This window comes from Dysgonomonas massiliensis, assembly GCF_900240225.1.
In the GTDB taxonomy this organism is placed as follows: Bacteria; Bacteroidota; Bacteroidia; order Bacteroidales; family Dysgonomonadaceae; genus Dysgonomonas; species Dysgonomonas massiliensis.
In genome coordinates this window covers 21,637-37,416 of sequence record NZ_OEPV01000001.1, presented here as the reverse complement: position 1 = coordinate 37,416, position 15,780 = coordinate 21,637, and the positions used below count along the sequence as shown (strand labels likewise).

Sequence of the window (15,780 nt, the reverse complement as noted above, 5' to 3'; positions counted from 1 at the left end):
TGACCAAACTGAAACTATGTTCTTAGAAAAACTATTCGGCGGTTTCCGTAAGAAAAAAGAGTTGGACAAATTCGAAATACGTGCACGTATCTACGAAGCTTACGAAAAACAAGCCTATAGCGATGTCATCTTTTACAGCGAAAAACTAGATAGCCTAGATGACAACGATATGACTTCGTATTATTATTGGTTGTCTGCCCTAGAGACGATTGCCGAAACTGAGGACAATCCCGAAAACACCTTACATCAGATCATTGAGATATCGGAGAGATTCCGCCGGCGAAACCCCACTTCAACTATAGCATACTCATTCTCGGCCGGAGCATATTCTACATTGGCTCGTATGAACGAGGATGAGGAATATTACAACAAAGCTCTAAACGATTATACCAAACTTGCCGAGCTGGAACCCGATGCACGTATCTGGCAACAGCTGAAAACCGATTGGCAAGCCGAGATCAGCCGAATGCGAAGCGATAATCGCGAATACGATGATGAAGTATTCGAAGATATCCATCAGACAATCGAAAACCCAACATACGATCTGTGTTTCGAGAATCTGACGACAAGGTTTATAGAAAATAGAACGAACAAGAAATATCAAGACAATATACAGCTTATCGAATCGGCAATTGAAAAAACATCAGTCACATCTCAACTACAAGGACTTCTATCGATTGCTTATTCGGATGCCGGAGAGCATGCCGAGGACACAGAGTTACTACGCAAAGCTCTTGGCATATACGATGAACTTCTCGCAATTGATCCTGATGATAGGATCAATGCATTCGCCCGCCTCGAAACATTATTCAGTATTGCCAAATTAGAGCAAGACATTGATCTCTATCACAAAATAGAAGATGCTTGCCAACAACTTACAGCAAAGTATCCCGAAGAAGATTCGACTTATCTTCTATGGGCTGAAACTCAAATGGAGATTGCTAAAATAGAAGGCAGCATATTTACGCAAAAAGACTCGATAAAGAAAAAGCTGGATAAAGCTGCTAGGCTCTCGGACCAGGAACCGGCCTTTTTATATGCCCGTCTTTATTCCTTAATTGGAGATTCATCGATGGCGCTACAATGGCTTGAGAATGAATTAGATTCTCGCGACATTGACGAGAATGCCGATCTCGATGACATTATCAATGAACCCGATTTCGAGTTTATACGCAAAAAAGAACAATTCAACGAATTACTTAAAAAATATAATTCTGACAAAGAATAATTTTAAACGAATACAATTATTAATCTTAATAAATAAAATACAATGAGCTTCTTCAAAAAACTATTTGGTTCTTCTGACAACTCAACTGACAATAAAGAGATAAATACCGACAAACAAGTACGCAAACTGCTCGACAAAGCAGATTCGAAACGTATAAACGACGATTACGACGAAATTTCGGCCATATACAAAGAAGCTCACAACCTACAGCCCGAAAACGAGGAAGTATTGATTGCGTGGGCAGAATATGCAATGAACAAAGCCATTGAAGAAGAGAACAAAGAATGGTTAGATCAAAGTATTCAGCTATTCGAAAAAGCTTACGCTTTGGATTCGGAAGATGCCGAATTATTAGATAATTGGGCTTATGCACTCTATATCAAAGGAAACGAATCGGGCGACTACGAGCTATTAGAAAAAGAAGTCCTGCCGAAATACGAGAAAGCTTCGGCACTTGATCCCGAGAATACAAAAATCACTTACGAATGGGCTGATGTTCTGCACAAGATTTCTCAGGCAACGAAAGATCCTGAGCGATTGAAACAAACTATCGAAAAATGCCGCGAGATAGCTGATCTACCTTATCAGGATGATATGGAGAAGATGGACAGAATAGAAACTTACTTTTGGATGACCGATTCGATCGGCACCTTGGCCATTGTAGAAAACAATAAAGAACGTCTGAATGAGCTGAATGAAGCTTATGAAGAATCGATGAAGCTATACAAAGATCATCATCGCGAGAATTATTTTACGCGATGGATTTCGGATCTTTCTTCTGTTATCTTTGGCATGAAAGCAGTGGAAGAATTCAGCATGTGCTACGATCTGTGTAAAAAGGCTATCAACGAATTTCCAAAAAGTGCTTCCATTCATTACGTATGGGCACAAGCCAAGTTGTACGAGGCAAGATTAACAGAAAACAATGCCCTATTTCAAGAAGTTTTCGAACTTTATCAACAAGCTGATAAGATATCTCCAAACAACAAACAAGTACTATTCAGCTGGGCAGTAGCAATCATGCAATTGGCACGCAAAACAAAAGAAGATCAACAATACAAAGAAGCTTTTGCTAAATTCGACAAATTAGTTGAAACCGATGCCGGCAAAGATCCGATTCTTTATCAGCAATATGCAGCCAGCATGCTGCTCTATGCATCGGATATGAACAAAGTGGAAGAGTGCAAAGCCCGCATCGAAGAGCTGATAAAAAAAGCAGAATCGGTTACCGAAAACGCGGGAGCATATTATCAGGCACAATTACAAGCATTACTTGGCGATTCGGATAAGGCTTTCGAATGGTTGGAAAAAGCTATTCAGTTTGACAGCGAGACAGTCAATCAACTTGAAAGCAACCCTACCCTCGAAAAGATACGCGAAGATGAAAGGTTCAAAGAATTAATTGGTTAGCATCTAATCAAGCATCTCATTCGAACTCTATTTTATATCCTCCTATTTTCATATCTTTGTAGTCTAAATTTATTACTTGATGAAAATATTGATATATTCTATACTCATTTTTGGCATAATTTCCATTGTCAGTACGGGTTGCGACAAGGATAAAGATTATGTAAAATTGATTAATTATACAGATCAGGACATCTATGTTTACGATGCTTACGAGAGGGATATTTTATTGCCTTCGCGTCAAGCTGAGTTAGGTAAAATTATAAACCATTATTACAAAAGTGGGACTTATAAAAGCTACACAGCCTATTTCGATATAGATGAGGAATTGTGCGATACTCTGTTTATTTCCATCATATCTGTAGATACGCTCCAAAAATATTCGTGGGAAACAGTATTTAAAGAAAAAATGATCATGAAACGCTATGTCGTTCCATTTACCAAAGAGTACCTGAGATCAATAGATTACACTATCAAATATCGCGGCACCGAACAGAAGTAAATATTCTTACATCAAATTAATATAATAATTTTCTTCTTATTATTTGGTTTATAACATAAACTAGTTTATATTTGCAATACAAGATTAGAACGCGCTCTTTTTTTTAGACTATTTGGTTTATTATATAAACTAGTTTACAAACAAAAAAACAAAGAATTATGAAAACATTATTTACGCCACTAGCAATTGTTTTGACATCGCTACTCTGTTTAAATGTCAATGCACAAAATAAACTGACTGTTCAAGTAACAGATCTGGAAGCATCGAAAGGTAAGCTGATGATTGCCATTTTCGATTCGGAGCAAAACTTTATGACCGAAAGATCAATTGGGCAAAGAGTTGATATAAACGGGACTACGGCAGAAACTACATTCGACAATCTAAAACCGGGCAAATATGCTGTTATATTTTTTCAGGACGAGAACAACAACTACAATATAGATTTGGGCGAAATGGGTATCCCTACCGAAAAATACGGATTCAGCAATAATGTAGATCCTGCTAAAATAGGACATAAACCCACTTTCGACGAGTGTAGTTTTGCAATCGATAGCGATACAACAATAACAATTAAGGCGTGTAGTGCTGTTACTCAGCAAAAGTAGCGAATTATAGCTAAGCTTTTATTATTTTTACAATCAACAAAGCAAACAAGTTATGGAAACAAATTTTTCGGAACAAAACAGCCTTAATCTGATCAGCGAAATGATAATGCAGGCTCGTAGTAATTACAGAAAAGGAGCAGGATCGTACTGCATATTCTGGGGATATTTTATAGCTGCGTTAGCTATAATCAACTTTGGTTTGCTGCACTATTTCTTGCGCTGCGATTGCGGTATAAATACAGGATATGCAAGTTACATATGGTTGGCAACTATTCCAACATTCATCATCTATTTTATATATGTAAAAACAAAGGCAAAATCTGATATAGTGAGAACTCACATTGATATAATCATCTATAATACGTGGTTGGCTTTTGGGATATCCTCTTTTTTGCTTGTTCTGGTTCTTAACTTGTTTGCTACATACTTCAAAAGCGGAAATGCTGTATTTCTCATTACACCCGTCATGTCGATACTTGTGGGATTGGCGCAATTTGTATCGGGACAAGCCCTCAAATTCAAACCTTATGTATATTCTGCATATATCTTCTGGATAGGATCAGTTCTATGCATGCTCTCTCTGATGATTTTCGATCGTGGCGATCTACAATTTATTATCTTTGCAATCTGCATGATTCTGGGTTTCAGTGTGCCCGGACATATTTTGAATCGTAAAGCATCCGAAAATGTTTAAAGATCTCGATCCCCTACTACATTCACAACTCCGACTGGCGGTGATGTCACTTCTACTATCGGTAGAAGAAGCCGACTTTGTCTTCATTCGCGGGAAAACGGGTGCTACGGCAGGAAATCTGAGCGTACAGATTGACAAGCTAAGTGAGGCGGGATATATAGATGTGCGTAAATTTATTGATGGAAAAAAACCGCGAACAGTCTGCAGAATTACTCCTAAAGGTATCGATGCATTCGATGCATACGTAAAAGCACTCCAAGGATACATCAAAAAGTAAAATAGATTACAAAACAGATTACAAAATAGATGACCAGCGAAAAATTCGCTGGTCATCCCTGAATTTATAAAGTAGTTTTACACTTTGAGTCCTAATTTTTCTGATCTTCCTTTTTTATAGATCATCATATCATTTTTTCTTCCTTTGCGCAATTGTTTTTGCACCTCTTCGGGCAAAACAATTACTTCACAACACTCGTCCGAACAACAGCCATGCATTTTAGCAGCACACTCAGGACACTGAATGAACAATAAATGACAAGCCTCGTTGCGGCAATTAGTATGTGTATCGCAAGGCTTTCCGCACTGATGGCAGTGAGCAATAATATCATCAGTAATACGTTCGCCAAGACGATTATCAAAAACAAAGTTCTTGCCGATAAATTTCGATTCCAATCCTTCGGCTTTCACCTGACGGGTGTACTCAATAATTCCTCCTTCGAGCTGATACACATTTTTGAATCCCTGATGCTTGAAGTAAGCACTCGCTTTCTCGCAACGAACACCTCCGGTACAATACATGAGTAGCTTCTTCGAATCTTTATGCTCCGACAACATATCGTCGATAATTGGTAGCGAATCGCGAAAAGTATCTACATCCGGAGTTATTGCTCCCACGAAATGGCCTACTTCGCTCTCGTAATGATTACGCATATCTATCACAATTGTATCAGGATCTTCCATCATACGATTGAAATCCTTAGCTCTCAAATGAGTACCGATTGCCGTTGCATCGAAAGTATCATCGTTAAGGCCATCAGCTACAATCTTTTCTTTGACTTTAATCTTCAGTTTAAGAAACGATTTATTGTCGTGTTCCACAGCTATATTCAGACGAATACCATTCATAAACGGATACGAATCGATAAATTCTTTGAATGCCTGAAAATTAGGAGCTGGAACCGACAACTGGGCATTTATTCCTTCGTGCGCTACATAGATGCGACCAAGGACATCCAATTCGTTCCAACGAATGAATAATTCATCACGAAATTTCTGAGGGTCTTCAATGTGTGCATAAGTATAAAACGACAGAGTAAGACGCTCCAATCCGGCTTCGTCTATCAATCGTTCACGTTCTTCTGCACTCAATGTATTATATAATTGCATGTTATATAAATAGTTTAGATTGATTATAAATAATTGACCACAAAGATAAATATTGCAAGACAAGCTATGTAACTATCAGGCATCAATAAAATTTATAAAAACGATAAAGCCAGCGACTAGTCGCTGGCTTTATCACTACACTAATAACCTATAAATATTACAAGTCTGTAACTTGTTTATATTTCGGAACCAATGATTTCATAATTGTCCATCCTACAAGATATGCTACTGCACAAATACAGAATACGATGAAATAACCTGCCGGTTTTCCAGTGAATCCCATAAATGTCATCTGTACTTCATCTGCATGAACGAATAAATTACCTGCACCTTTTTGCATCAATACCGAACCGATACCTCCGGCCATACCACCGATACCGGTAATAGAAGCAATAGCTGCTTTAGGGAACATATCGCCAATTGTAGAGAAAATATTTGCCGACCAAGATTGGTGAGCAGCACCTCCCAAACCGATCATGATAACCGGCAACCATGGCGAGATAGTACCCAAAGGCTGAGCCAATAGAACTACAAGTGGAATAAATGCAAAAATCAGCATGGCACGCATACGTGCAGCATAAGGATTCAGACCTGTTTTACTCATGATGATAGAAGGAAGTTTTCCTCCGAAAATCGACAACATGGTAATTGCATAAAGCGTAAAGATCAATGCCATTCCCAGTGGATCCGATGTCTTAATACCAAACTGAGTATTCAGATAAGAAGGAGTCCAGAATAAGAAGAACCACCATACGCCGTCAGTCATAAATTTACCAGCAGCAAATGCCCATGTTTGTTTATATTTGAAACATTTTAAGAAAGGAATTTTCTTCTCGTCATCAACTTTAACGTCTAGTTTTTCGTGTTTGTCTTGTTCGATGTATTCAAGTTCTGCTTCATTTACATACTTACTCTTCGACGGAGCATCGTACATAAATACCCAGAATCCCATCCAAACAAAACCCAGAGCACCGATAACGATAAACGCCATTTCCCATCCCCAGAATTTAGCTAACAAAGGAATAGAAACTGGTGCAATCAATGCTCCGATCGAAGCACCGGCATTGAAAATAGAAGTTGCATAAGCACGGTCTTTCTTAGGGAAATACTCTGCAGTAACCTTAATTGCCGCAGGGAAGTTTCCAGCCTCTCCTATCGCTAGGATTGTACGTGCAAACAAGAAACAATACATACTGAAAGTAGCAATTACTACAGCCGTATCACCTGTAGCAGCAACCATTTCAGCATATGTGCTCAAACCTACATAAGCTTCGGTTACAACACCGCAAAGCGCATGAATACATGCACCAACCGACCAAACGCCGATCGCCCAAAGGAAACCTTTTTTACTGCCCATCCAGTCGATAAAACGACCTGCAAAAAGCATAGAGAATGCATAGACGAACGAGAAAACTGCCGTAATCGTTCCGTAGTGAGACTCATCCCAATGGAACTCGGGCTTGATAAATTCGTCCCAAGTCAGTGACAGTACCTGTCTGTCCAGATAGTTTACTGTCGTCGCAAAAAACAACATCGCACAGATTGTCCATCTGTAATTTGTCATCTTTGCTCCTTTACTAGTTTGTATACTCATTTTATGGTATTAATTTGATTAAATTATTTTTTCACTTTCGCTACTATCTCAAATGTATTTTTGCACAATTGAGTAATTTTGTTCCAGTCTTTTGCTTCGATAACATCTTTCGGGAAAAGATTTGACCCCATCCCTACGCACGATACTCCAGCACTGAACCATTTGCTAAGATTTTCTTCGCTAGGGCTCACTCCTCCGGTTACCATCATGTTAGTCCAAGGCATAGGACCTTTGATATTTTTAACGAAAGCAGGACCTACAACGTCTCCAGGGAAAACCTTAACGATATCTGCTCCCAATTCCTGAGCATAACCTACTTCAGTAGCTGTTGCACATCCTGGGATGTAAGCAACTTGACGACGGTTACATACTTTGAAAATATCAGGATTCAAAAGTGGACCAACAACAAAGTTAGCACCTAATTGAAGATAGATAGAAGCTGTTCCTGCATCTACTATCGAACCAATACCCATGATCAATTCTGGACATTCTTTAGCTGTCCATTTTACTAGTTCTCCAAAAATTTCGTGAGCAAAGTCTCCGCGATTTGTGAATTCAAATGCTCTTACTCCTCCTTCGTAGCAAGCCTTGATAACGTTTTTACAAACTTCAAGATCGCTGTGATAAAATACAGGAACTACCGATGTTTGAGTAGTAACCTGAAAAACTTGCATTTTATTAAATCTAGCCATGATATATATGTAAATTAAGGTTGTTTACCGATATAAGCCAAAATACCACCATCCACGTATAGGATGTGTCCGTTAACGAAATTAGAAGCTTCGCTTGCCAAGAACACTACTGGTCCTTCAAGGTCTTCAGGATTTCCCCAACGTCCTGCCGGAGTTTTTGCAATGATGAATGAATCGAACGGATGACGAGATCCGTCAGCTTGTTTTTCGCGCAAAGGCGCTGTCTGAGGTGTAGCAATGTAACCTGGACCGATTCCGTTTACCTGTATATTGTGTTCGCCCCACTCGCAAGCCATATTTTTTGTAAGCATTTTCAAACCACCTTTGGCAGCAGCGTATGCTGATACTGTTTCACGGCCAAGTTCGCTCATCATCGAACAGATATTGATAATTTTACCTGCTCCTTTTTTGATCATGCCCGGTGCTACTGCTTTCGAAACGATAAATGGACCGATAAGGTCGATATCGATCACTTCGCTGAATTCTTCAACCGACATATCTAGTGCAGGGATACGCTTGATAATACCTGCATTGTTCACAAGAATATCGATATCGCCAAGTTTCGCAGCTACATCAGCTACCATAGCTTTTACCTGATCTTCTTTCGTAACGTCGCATGCATAACCATACGCATCTATTCCTGCTGCACGATATTCTGCTTCAGCTTTTTCTACTGCATCGGCACGACGAGCATTGAATATAATTTTTGCACCTGCTTTACCCAGAGCCATAGCCATCGACATTCCGATGCCATATGTACCACCAGTTACTAGCGCAATTTTTCCTTCTAATGAAAATTTGTTAATCATTTTATCTTTACTTTAAGCTTATTTACAAGGTAAAAGACAAACAACCCACCAAGGAGTTGTTTGTCTTAATTTTTTTTATCGCGATACGCGTCCCGATCCGTCGCCTTTCATCAGGTTTTCTACCTCAGCCACTGTCACTAGATTGAAGTCGCCATAGATAGTGTGTTTCAAACAAGATGCTGCAACAGCAAAGTTCAACGCTTGCTGATCGTCATTCGGGTATGAGATCAATCCGTAGATCAATCCGCCCATGAACGAGTCGCCACCACCTACACGGTCAACGATATGTGTGATATCGTAACGAGGTGATTGATATAATTTGTCAGAATACAAGCATCCGCCCCAAGTGTTGTGGTTAGCATTGATCGATCCACGAAGTGTGATGATCACTTTTTTGGCACGAGGGAAACGTTTCATCATCTGAGTACATACCGATTCGAATTCGGCAGCATCCACATGACCTGCTGTCTGAGCTACATCGAAACCTTCGGGTTTGATACCGAATACTTTCTCTGCATCTTCTTCATTACCTAGAATTACGTCGCAACCTTCAACCAAAGCTGGCATCACTTCTGATGCTGTTTTACCGTATTTCCAAAGATTTTTACGGAAGTTTAGGTCAGTTGATACGGTTACACCCATTTCGTTAGCAACTTTTATTGCCTCAAGACATGCATCAGCTGCACCTTGCGACAATGCAGGAGTAATACCTGTCCAGTGGAACCATTGTGCATCTTTGAATACTTCTTTCCAGTCGATCATTCCCGGTTTGATATCAGCAATAGCTGAGTTTGCGCGGTCGTAAACAACTTTCGAAGCACGTGCTACAGCTCCCGTTTCAAGGAAATAAATACCTACGCGATCTCCTCCGCGAAGGATATTCTGTGTACCAACGTTATATTTGCGAAGATCAGATATACACCATTCAGCGATATCGTTTTTAGGCAAACGTGTTACAAAATCGGTAGGGATTCCATAGTTAGACAACGATACAGCCACATTAGCCTCGCCACCACCGAATGTAGCGTTAAGGTTTGTCGACTGAATGAAACGTTGATAGCCAGGTGTTGCCAGACGCAACATAATTTCTCCGAATGTTACTACTTTTTTCATAGCTGTGTGAAATGAATTTTCTAGGTTTTTATATTATTGAATTGTTATTTTCAAAGGTTGTTTCAACGATGCAGAGAAATTCTTTGCATATGTCTCGAAATCGGCTAAAGTTGCGAATCCGAATTTTTCCCATCCATATCCTGTATAGTATACGATAGGTGCATCAGCTTTGTAATCGGCAACAGCCAGAGCATGTTTGTACTCGCCGCCGTTTACTTTTGCATCAACTGTATAAGTATCTACTACCGAGCTTTTTATTCCTGCAGGGAATACAAGAGCTACATACATACCCGACACTTTCGGAGTTGTAGGTTCAGCGTATATCAGGTAATCCTGATTAGAGATGATCGAATCTCCAGCAGGACGTTTTACAATACCTGCTGCCACTTCCATCGCATCAGCACCCGCATATTCCTGAACTACTTTCGAGAATTGCGATCCTGCATCGATAGAGAATGTACGAGTTTCTTTTACGGTTTTTCCGTTTACATCAAGATCAGCATAAGTGAATCGGAATGTTGAACGAAGTGGTCCATTTTCAAGAACTTCATGTGTAGCATAGTTTCCATTCAACCAAAGTTTACCATCTACATACGGAGCCATTGCACCGGCACCCAACGAACGACCAACTTTATAATCGTCAAGTCCTTCGCCATGATCGTCGTGATACGAACCTTCACCTGCCAATTCTTTAGCATACCATTTGTCAACGATCAAATCGCTGGTTCTTTTATACCAGATATCGATACCGTTACTTGGACCGTCAGTTGCAACTAAAGCAGGACCATAAACACGGAATGCTACGCGATCATTTTCCCACGCAAAGTCATCTTTACGTTCTTGGATGAAACGACCATACGTTTTAGCTGCAAATTCCTGAGGTTCGCCGGCAGCAACTGTATAAGTTTCTTTTGCATTGGCTGCTACTCCCGATTGGAAAATCAACTTTCCATCAAAAGTCACTTGCGATGGAATTACTTCGCCTTTGCTGTTTGTCACAACGTAAGCTTGTCCTTCTGCCAATTTAACTTTCGCTTCGATATCTTTTACAGAAAGTTCGACCATTTCGGCCGAACGATCGTAATCATTTGTATTTTCGACAGTCACAGTAACTCCTTCTTTTCCGCACGAAACGAAAAGTACTGTAGCTAGTAATAAGAAAAATATTTTTTTCATCGTAAATATTATTTTTTCGATCTTGAGTCTTTTTCTTATCTCAATTTGTCAGCTGTGAATGTATCCATATCATCGTAGTCAAGATTTTCGCCACACATTGCCCAGATGAATGTATAGTTGCTTGTTCCTGCTGCACTGTGGATTGACCAAGATGGAGAGATTACCGCTTGCTCGTTAGCCATGAAGATGTGACGAGTTTCTTGCGGTTGTCCCATGAAATGACATACTGCTTGGTTTTCAGGAACTTTGAAATAGAAGTAAGCTTCCATACGGCGTGAGTGTGTATGAGGAGGCATTGTATTCCATACGCTTCCTTCTTTCAATTCGGTCATACCCATTTGAAGTTGGCAGCATGGTACGATTTCGCTTAGAATCAACTGATTCAACAGACGTTCGTTAGATGTTGCACGTGCTCCAAGATCGCGAGTACGACGCATTGTTTCTGTAATTTGGGCTGTTGGATAAGCTTTATGAGCCGGAGACGATGCAAAGTAGAATTTACATGGATTAGCAGCATCTTTGCTTGAAAAGATTACTTCTTTCGATCCGCGTCCTACATATACAGCATCTTTGAATTTCATATCGTAAACAGTTCCGTCAACAGTTACTGTTCCTTCGCCTTCAATACAGATGATACCTACTTCGCGGCGTTCGCAGAAATATTCTGATTTGATTAGGTCTACAGTCTCTAGTTTAAGAGCTTCTTTAACCGGAAGCGCACCACCGATGATAAGACGGTCGTTGTGCGTATAAGTCATTAATACACTATCAGCTTCGAAAAGCTTTTCTACTAAAAATTCATTACGCAATTGCGTAGTGTCGTAATTTTTTACGTCATTTGGGTGCGTACCCCAACGTTCTTCGATTGTCGTTTTCATTGTATACTCAGAGTTTATAATTTTTGTAATAATCTATATTTTCTTTTATCAGAATATCGATTGGCATATAATTGTCTTTCTCGTATTCTTGTCTGAAAAGCAAGCTGTTGCTCAAAGCCTTAACCGCATCGTATCCTTGTGTATCGGGACGTTGCGACAAGAGATAAGCTACCTTACCTTCTTTCAGAGCTTTTATATTACTTTCGATTGCATCGTGGCCCACAAGGCGAACTTTGCTGGTGTAGCGTTTTTCTAATTTATCGAGCATCGCTACTAGCTCGTATATTCTCGAGTTGAGAACTATTCCGCCTATTGCTGTATTTTGATACTCATCGAGCAAAACCCGCAATTTATGCAATGCTTCATTTTCTTTATCAGGATCTAACTCCAAGTGATGCAGACGGCCAGAATAATTACTGCTACGCAGATAATCCATAAACCCATTTTCGCGGGTTTTCATCTGAACCGATATTTCGCTATGTTTAAATTTGATATGAGCGAAAAACAGATCGGCATTCACTCCTACTTCTTGTATCAATAGCTTAGCTGCAATCTGTCCGCTGACATACGAGTCGCCACCGAAGTAGAACAAATTGTTCTGCATCGATATATTCGAGTCGATATAAGCGTAGGGTATTTCTTTATGATCCAGTTTTTTAGACAGATCAATCACATGATCGCCAAAAAGGGTCGCTATGATTGCACCGTCAAACTTTTCTCTCAAAAGCTTTTTCGAAGCATTCACAAATGAAGACCGATCGTACTGATCAAAATGAAAGTATTCAAGACGGATATTGAATTTACTCAATTCCTGCACTGCACGTGATATTCCTTCACTAGCTAATTCCCAGTAACTTCCAGTTGTAGATGTGGGTATAATGGCAGCCAAAGTATAAATTTTCTTCGATGCCAAAAAACGGGCTACCATATTGGGCTGATAGTCTATTTCTTTCAGAATTTTCTCGACGCGTTCGCGTTTATCCTCCGAAACGTGACCTCGATTATGTAGTATACGATCAACAGTTCCGACCGATACTCCAGCCATCTTAGCGATGTCTACTATCCTTATGTTTGATTTTGTTGTCATATTTATAAAAATGTGCGCGCACACAAATTTAACCAATAAAATAACCACATATTGGGCAAATATATGTATTAACTATGGAATATACAATATGTGTGCGCACACAATATTCAATAGCAATAGTTAAATAACATTAAATCATATATAGTAAACACAATGACTAATCGTCTTTAAATCCTCATACAGAATCACTTTTAGCGAACTTCGGAAACTAAAAAGTGAGCAATTATAAAAAAAAGACTACTTACAAGAAACAAAAAAACAGTAACCTACCTTTGACACGTGGTTCTCAGGCTATTTTTTGCTTTATAATTTTTCGTATTTTTATAGAAGTTGAACCTTAAATGATTAATTACTATGAATTTAGACAAGTACCCTGCGGAACCCTTCCGCATCAAGAGCGTTGAACCCGTAAAAATGATTTCCCGCGAGGAAAGAGAAAAAGTCATCAAAGAAGCAGGATACAATACATTCCTAATTCCATCAGAAGATGTTTATATTGACCTATTGACCGACAGCGGCACAAATGCCATGAGCGACAATCAATGGGCAGGAATGATGATCGGAGACGAGGCTTATGCCGGAAGCCGCAATTTCGTAAACCTATGTAATACAATAGAAGATTGCTTTGGTTTCAAAAACGTAATACCTACACACCAAGGACGTGGTGCCGAAAATCTGCTTTCGCAAGTAGCCATCAAACCGGGCCAATACGTTCCAGGAAATATGTATTTCACAACAACACGCTATCACCAAGAAAGAAATGGTGGTATCTTTTTAGATATTATCCGCGATGAGGCTCACGATGCTACGCTGAATGTTCCGTTCAAAGGGAATATAGACCTAAAGAAACTGGAAAACATCATCAATGAGAAAGGTGCAGAGAACATTGCTTACGTATGTTTGGCTGTAACTGTAAATCTTGCCGGAGGACAACCCGTATCGATGGAGAATATGCGTGCCGTTCGCGAATTGACTAAAAAACACAATATAAAAGTTTTCTTCGATGCAACACGTTGTGTTGAGAACGCCTATTATATAAAGGAACAAGAACCGGGTTTCGAAAACAAGACAATCAAAGAAATCGTTCGCGAAATGTTCAGCTACAGCGATGGTTGTACTATGAGCGGTAAGAAAGACTGTATCGTCAACATCGGGGGATTCCTTTGCGTGAATGATGACGATCTATTCTTAGCAGCACGCGAATTGGTAGTTGTCTACGAAGGTATGCCTTCTTATGGAGGTATGGCAGGACGCGATATGGAAGCAATGGCCCGCGGTTTGCAAGAAGCTATGCAATATGAATATATCGAGCATCGTATCAAACAAGTACGTTATTTGGCAGACAAGCTATTAGAAGCCGGAGTACCTATAGTTGAGCCAGTTGGCGGACACGCTGTATTCCTTGACGCTCGCCGTTTCTGCCCGCATCTTACACAAGATCAATTCCCAGCACAAGCTTTGGCGGCTAATCTGTACGTAGAATCGGGCGTACGAAGCATGGAGCGCGGTATTATATCGGCAGGTAGAGATAAGAACACGGGTGAAAATCATCGCCCAAAACTAGAGACTGTTCGTTTGACAATTCCTCGCCGTGTGTATACATATCGCCATATGGATGTGGTTGCCGACGCAGTCATCAGATTGTATAAACATAAAGAAACTATAAAAGGACTTCGTTTCGTCTACGAACCTAAACAACTTCGTTTCTTCACTGCACGTTTCGAAGAAATAGATTAAACTGAGATTTCCGCCTTACTTTTATACAAAGCCAAGGGTGCATCACTTCTGCTAAAGTGGGCACCCTTTTCGTTGATAAATATCTGTATAAATCGGATAAACAAAATAGGCTACAAATTAGGAATTAACGCTTTACATATAAGTTGCACAAACATATTATTTTGAACCGATCTAAATAATAGAAAAATTCTATATCCCATAATGTGGAGATTCTGATAATTTATTACTTACTTTACCGCACAAAGACAAGTGCATAGGCACAAGACAAGAAACTTTCAAATTCAACAACATTATGGATAAAAAAATAGCAATAGTTTATGGTTCTTCGACAGGTACTACAAAATCTGTAGCCGAAAAAATCGAAGCAGCATTTGGCGGAGCTGAACTTTTCAACGCTGAAGACGTATCGGTAGATAGCCTAAAAGATTTCGATCTACTGATTTTCGGTGCTTCTACTGAGGGTGTGGGTGATCTACAATACGATTGGGATACACTACTTCCGAAAGTTGCAAAAATGGACTTTTCGGGCAAGAAAGTAGCTCTATTCGGACTAGGCGACAGCGCTTCATTCTCTACTAGTTTTGCCGGAGCTATGGCAGTAATCTACAAAGCTCTGAAAGGCAAAGTTGAAGTAATCGGTATGGTCTCTACTGATGGATACACATTCGACGATTCGGACGCTGTGGAAGGAGACAAATTTGTAGGTTTGGCTATTGACGAAGATAACGAATACGACAAAACTGACGAGCGCGTCAACAACTGGGTTGCCGACCTTAAAGCGGCTCTTTAAAACGCCCTGATAATTAACTTTGATTTTTAGTTTTAAATAGAAAAGCATGAGTGCTGTTGCACTCATGCTTTTTATATTTTCT

16 protein-coding genes are annotated in these 15,780 nt (G+C 39.7%); 8 read left to right on the top strand and 8 right to left on the bottom strand.

The window, feature by feature from the left end:
• Positions 1-16: 16 nt before the first annotated feature.
• From C1A06_RS00160 to C1A06_RS00135, 6 genes are all read left to right on the top strand, one after another.
• A complete protein-coding gene (locus tag C1A06_RS00160) occupies positions 17-1,228 on the top strand; it encodes a tetratricopeptide repeat protein (RefSeq protein WP_101688197.1) in 1,212 nt (403 codons plus the stop codon).
• Between the two features lie 42 nt (positions 1,229-1,270).
• Positions 1,271-2,638 carry a tetratricopeptide repeat protein gene (locus tag C1A06_RS00155; protein WP_101688196.1) on the top strand — a complete coding sequence of 456 codons (1,368 nt, stop codon included), beginning with the start codon at positions 1,271-1,273 and terminating at the stop codon, positions 2,636-2,638.
• Between the two features lie 79 nt (positions 2,639-2,717).
• Entirely contained in the window at positions 2,718-3,137 is a 420-nt protein-coding gene (locus C1A06_RS00150; RefSeq protein ID WP_101688195.1) for a nucleoside triphosphate pyrophosphohydrolase family protein, read from the top strand.
• A gap of 158 nt (positions 3,138-3,295) precedes the next feature.
• A complete protein-coding gene (locus tag C1A06_RS00145; protein WP_101688194.1) occupies positions 3,296-3,742 on the top strand; it encodes a DUF2141 domain-containing protein in 447 nt (148 codons plus the stop codon).
• A gap of 52 nt (positions 3,743-3,794) precedes the next feature.
• Complete coding sequence (locus tag C1A06_RS00140; RefSeq protein WP_101688193.1) at positions 3,795-4,436, top strand: hypothetical protein; 642 nt, start codon at positions 3,795-3,797, stop codon at positions 4,434-4,436.
• Positions 4,429-4,713, top strand: coding sequence for a winged helix-turn-helix domain-containing protein (locus C1A06_RS00135; RefSeq protein ID WP_101688192.1), 285 nt, complete (start codon positions 4,429-4,431; stop codon positions 4,711-4,713). Before C1A06_RS00140 ends, C1A06_RS00135 begins: the two co-directional genes overlap by 8 nt.
• 77 nt (positions 4,714-4,790) lie before the next feature.
• Here the strand turns inward: C1A06_RS00135 and trhO are convergent, their stop codons facing one another.
• The 8 genes from trhO to C1A06_RS00095 all read right to left on the bottom strand — a co-directional run bounded on the left by trhO (position 4,791) and on the right by C1A06_RS00095 (position 13,171).
• Complete coding sequence (trhO, locus tag C1A06_RS00130; RefSeq protein WP_101688191.1) at positions 4,791-5,822, bottom strand: oxygen-dependent tRNA uridine(34) hydroxylase TrhO; 1,032 nt, start codon at positions 5,820-5,822, stop codon at positions 4,791-4,793.
• 157 nt (positions 5,823-5,979) lie between these two features.
• Complete coding sequence (locus tag C1A06_RS00125) at positions 5,980-7,386, bottom strand: MFS transporter (RefSeq protein WP_101688563.1); 1,407 nt, start codon at positions 7,384-7,386, stop codon at positions 5,980-5,982.
• A gap of 53 nt (positions 7,387-7,439) precedes the next feature.
• Positions 7,440-8,108, bottom strand: a complete 669-nt coding sequence (locus C1A06_RS00120; RefSeq protein ID WP_101688190.1) for a bifunctional 4-hydroxy-2-oxoglutarate aldolase/2-dehydro-3-deoxy-phosphogluconate aldolase — start codon at positions 8,106-8,108, stop codon at positions 7,440-7,442.
• A gap of 14 nt (positions 8,109-8,122) precedes the next feature.
• Positions 8,123-8,917, bottom strand: coding sequence for a gluconate 5-dehydrogenase (locus C1A06_RS00115; protein WP_101688189.1), 795 nt, complete (start codon positions 8,915-8,917; stop codon positions 8,123-8,125).
• Positions 8,918-8,992: 75 nt separating this feature from the next.
• A complete protein-coding gene (locus C1A06_RS00110; protein WP_101688188.1) occupies positions 8,993-10,030 on the bottom strand; it encodes a sugar kinase in 1,038 nt (345 codons plus the stop codon).
• 33 nt (positions 10,031-10,063) lie between these two features.
• Entirely contained in the window at positions 10,064-11,206 is a 1,143-nt protein-coding gene (locus tag C1A06_RS00105) for a BT3233 family polysaccharide utilization protein (protein WP_101688187.1), read from the bottom strand.
• A gap of 35 nt (positions 11,207-11,241) precedes the next feature.
• The gene (kduI, locus tag C1A06_RS00100; protein ID WP_101688186.1) at positions 11,242-12,084 is read right to left on the bottom strand and encodes a 5-dehydro-4-deoxy-D-glucuronate isomerase; all 843 of its coding nucleotides are present in this window, start codon (positions 12,082-12,084) and stop codon (positions 11,242-11,244) included.
• A 7-nt stretch (positions 12,085-12,091) separates the two neighbouring features.
• Entirely contained in the window at positions 12,092-13,171 is a 1,080-nt protein-coding gene (locus C1A06_RS00095) for a LacI family DNA-binding transcriptional regulator (RefSeq protein WP_101688185.1), read from the bottom strand.
• Positions 13,172-13,525: 354 nt separating this feature from the next.
• Between C1A06_RS00095 and C1A06_RS00090 the strand changes: the two genes are divergently transcribed.
• The gene (locus tag C1A06_RS00090; RefSeq protein WP_101688184.1) at positions 13,526-14,908 is read left to right on the top strand and encodes a tyrosine phenol-lyase; all 1,383 of its coding nucleotides are present in this window, start codon (positions 13,526-13,528) and stop codon (positions 14,906-14,908) included.
• A gap of 292 nt (positions 14,909-15,200) precedes the next feature.
• Positions 15,201-15,698, top strand: coding sequence for a flavodoxin (locus C1A06_RS00085; protein ID WP_101688183.1), 498 nt, complete (start codon positions 15,201-15,203; stop codon positions 15,696-15,698).
• Positions 15,699-15,780: the final 82 nt, after the last annotated feature.

What these genes read in the sequence shown, in the direction of transcription:
- C1A06_RS00160 (WP_101688197.1), top strand. Translation starts at nt 17, where the DNA reads ATGTTCTTAGAAAAACTATTCGGCGGTTTCCGTAAGAAAAAAGAGTTG.
- C1A06_RS00155 (WP_101688196.1), top strand. Translation starts at nt 1,271, where the DNA reads ATGAGCTTCTTCAAAAAACTATTTGGTTCTTCTGACAACTCAACTGAC.
- C1A06_RS00150 (WP_101688195.1), top strand. Translation starts at nt 2,718, where the DNA reads ATGAAAATATTGATATATTCTATACTCATTTTTGGCATAATTTCCATT.
- C1A06_RS00145 (WP_101688194.1), top strand. Translation starts at nt 3,296, where the DNA reads ATGAAAACATTATTTACGCCACTAGCAATTGTTTTGACATCGCTACTC.
- C1A06_RS00140 (WP_101688193.1), top strand. Translation starts at nt 3,795, where the DNA reads ATGGAAACAAATTTTTCGGAACAAAACAGCCTTAATCTGATCAGCGAA.
- C1A06_RS00135 (WP_101688192.1), top strand. Translation starts at nt 4,429, where the DNA reads ATGTTTAAAGATCTCGATCCCCTACTACATTCACAACTCCGACTGGCG.
- trhO (WP_101688191.1), bottom strand. Translation starts at nt 5,822, where the DNA reads ATGCAATTATATAATACATTGAGTGCAGAAGAACGTGAACGATTGATA.
- C1A06_RS00125 (WP_101688563.1), bottom strand. Translation starts at nt 7,386, where the DNA reads ATGACAAATTACAGATGGACAATCTGTGCGATGTTGTTTTTTGCGACG.
- C1A06_RS00120 (WP_101688190.1), bottom strand. Translation starts at nt 8,108, where the DNA reads ATGGCTAGATTTAATAAAATGCAAGTTTTTCAGGTTACTACTCAAACA.
- C1A06_RS00115 (WP_101688189.1), bottom strand. Translation starts at nt 8,917, where the DNA reads ATGATTAACAAATTTTCATTAGAAGGAAAAATTGCGCTAGTAACTGGT.
- C1A06_RS00110 (WP_101688188.1), bottom strand. Translation starts at nt 10,030, where the DNA reads ATGAAAAAAGTAGTAACATTCGGAGAAATTATGTTGCGTCTGGCAACA.
- C1A06_RS00105 (WP_101688187.1), bottom strand. Translation starts at nt 11,206, where the DNA reads ATGAAAAAAATATTTTTCTTATTACTAGCTACAGTACTTTTCGTTTCG.
- kduI (WP_101688186.1), bottom strand. Translation starts at nt 12,084, where the DNA reads ATGAAAACGACAATCGAAGAACGTTGGGGTACGCACCCAAATGACGTA.
- C1A06_RS00095 (WP_101688185.1), bottom strand. Translation starts at nt 13,171, where the DNA reads ATGACAACAAAATCAAACATAAGGATAGTAGACATCGCTAAGATGGCT.
- C1A06_RS00090 (WP_101688184.1), top strand. Translation starts at nt 13,526, where the DNA reads ATGAATTTAGACAAGTACCCTGCGGAACCCTTCCGCATCAAGAGCGTT.
- C1A06_RS00085 (WP_101688183.1), top strand. Translation starts at nt 15,201, where the DNA reads ATGGATAAAAAAATAGCAATAGTTTATGGTTCTTCGACAGGTACTACA.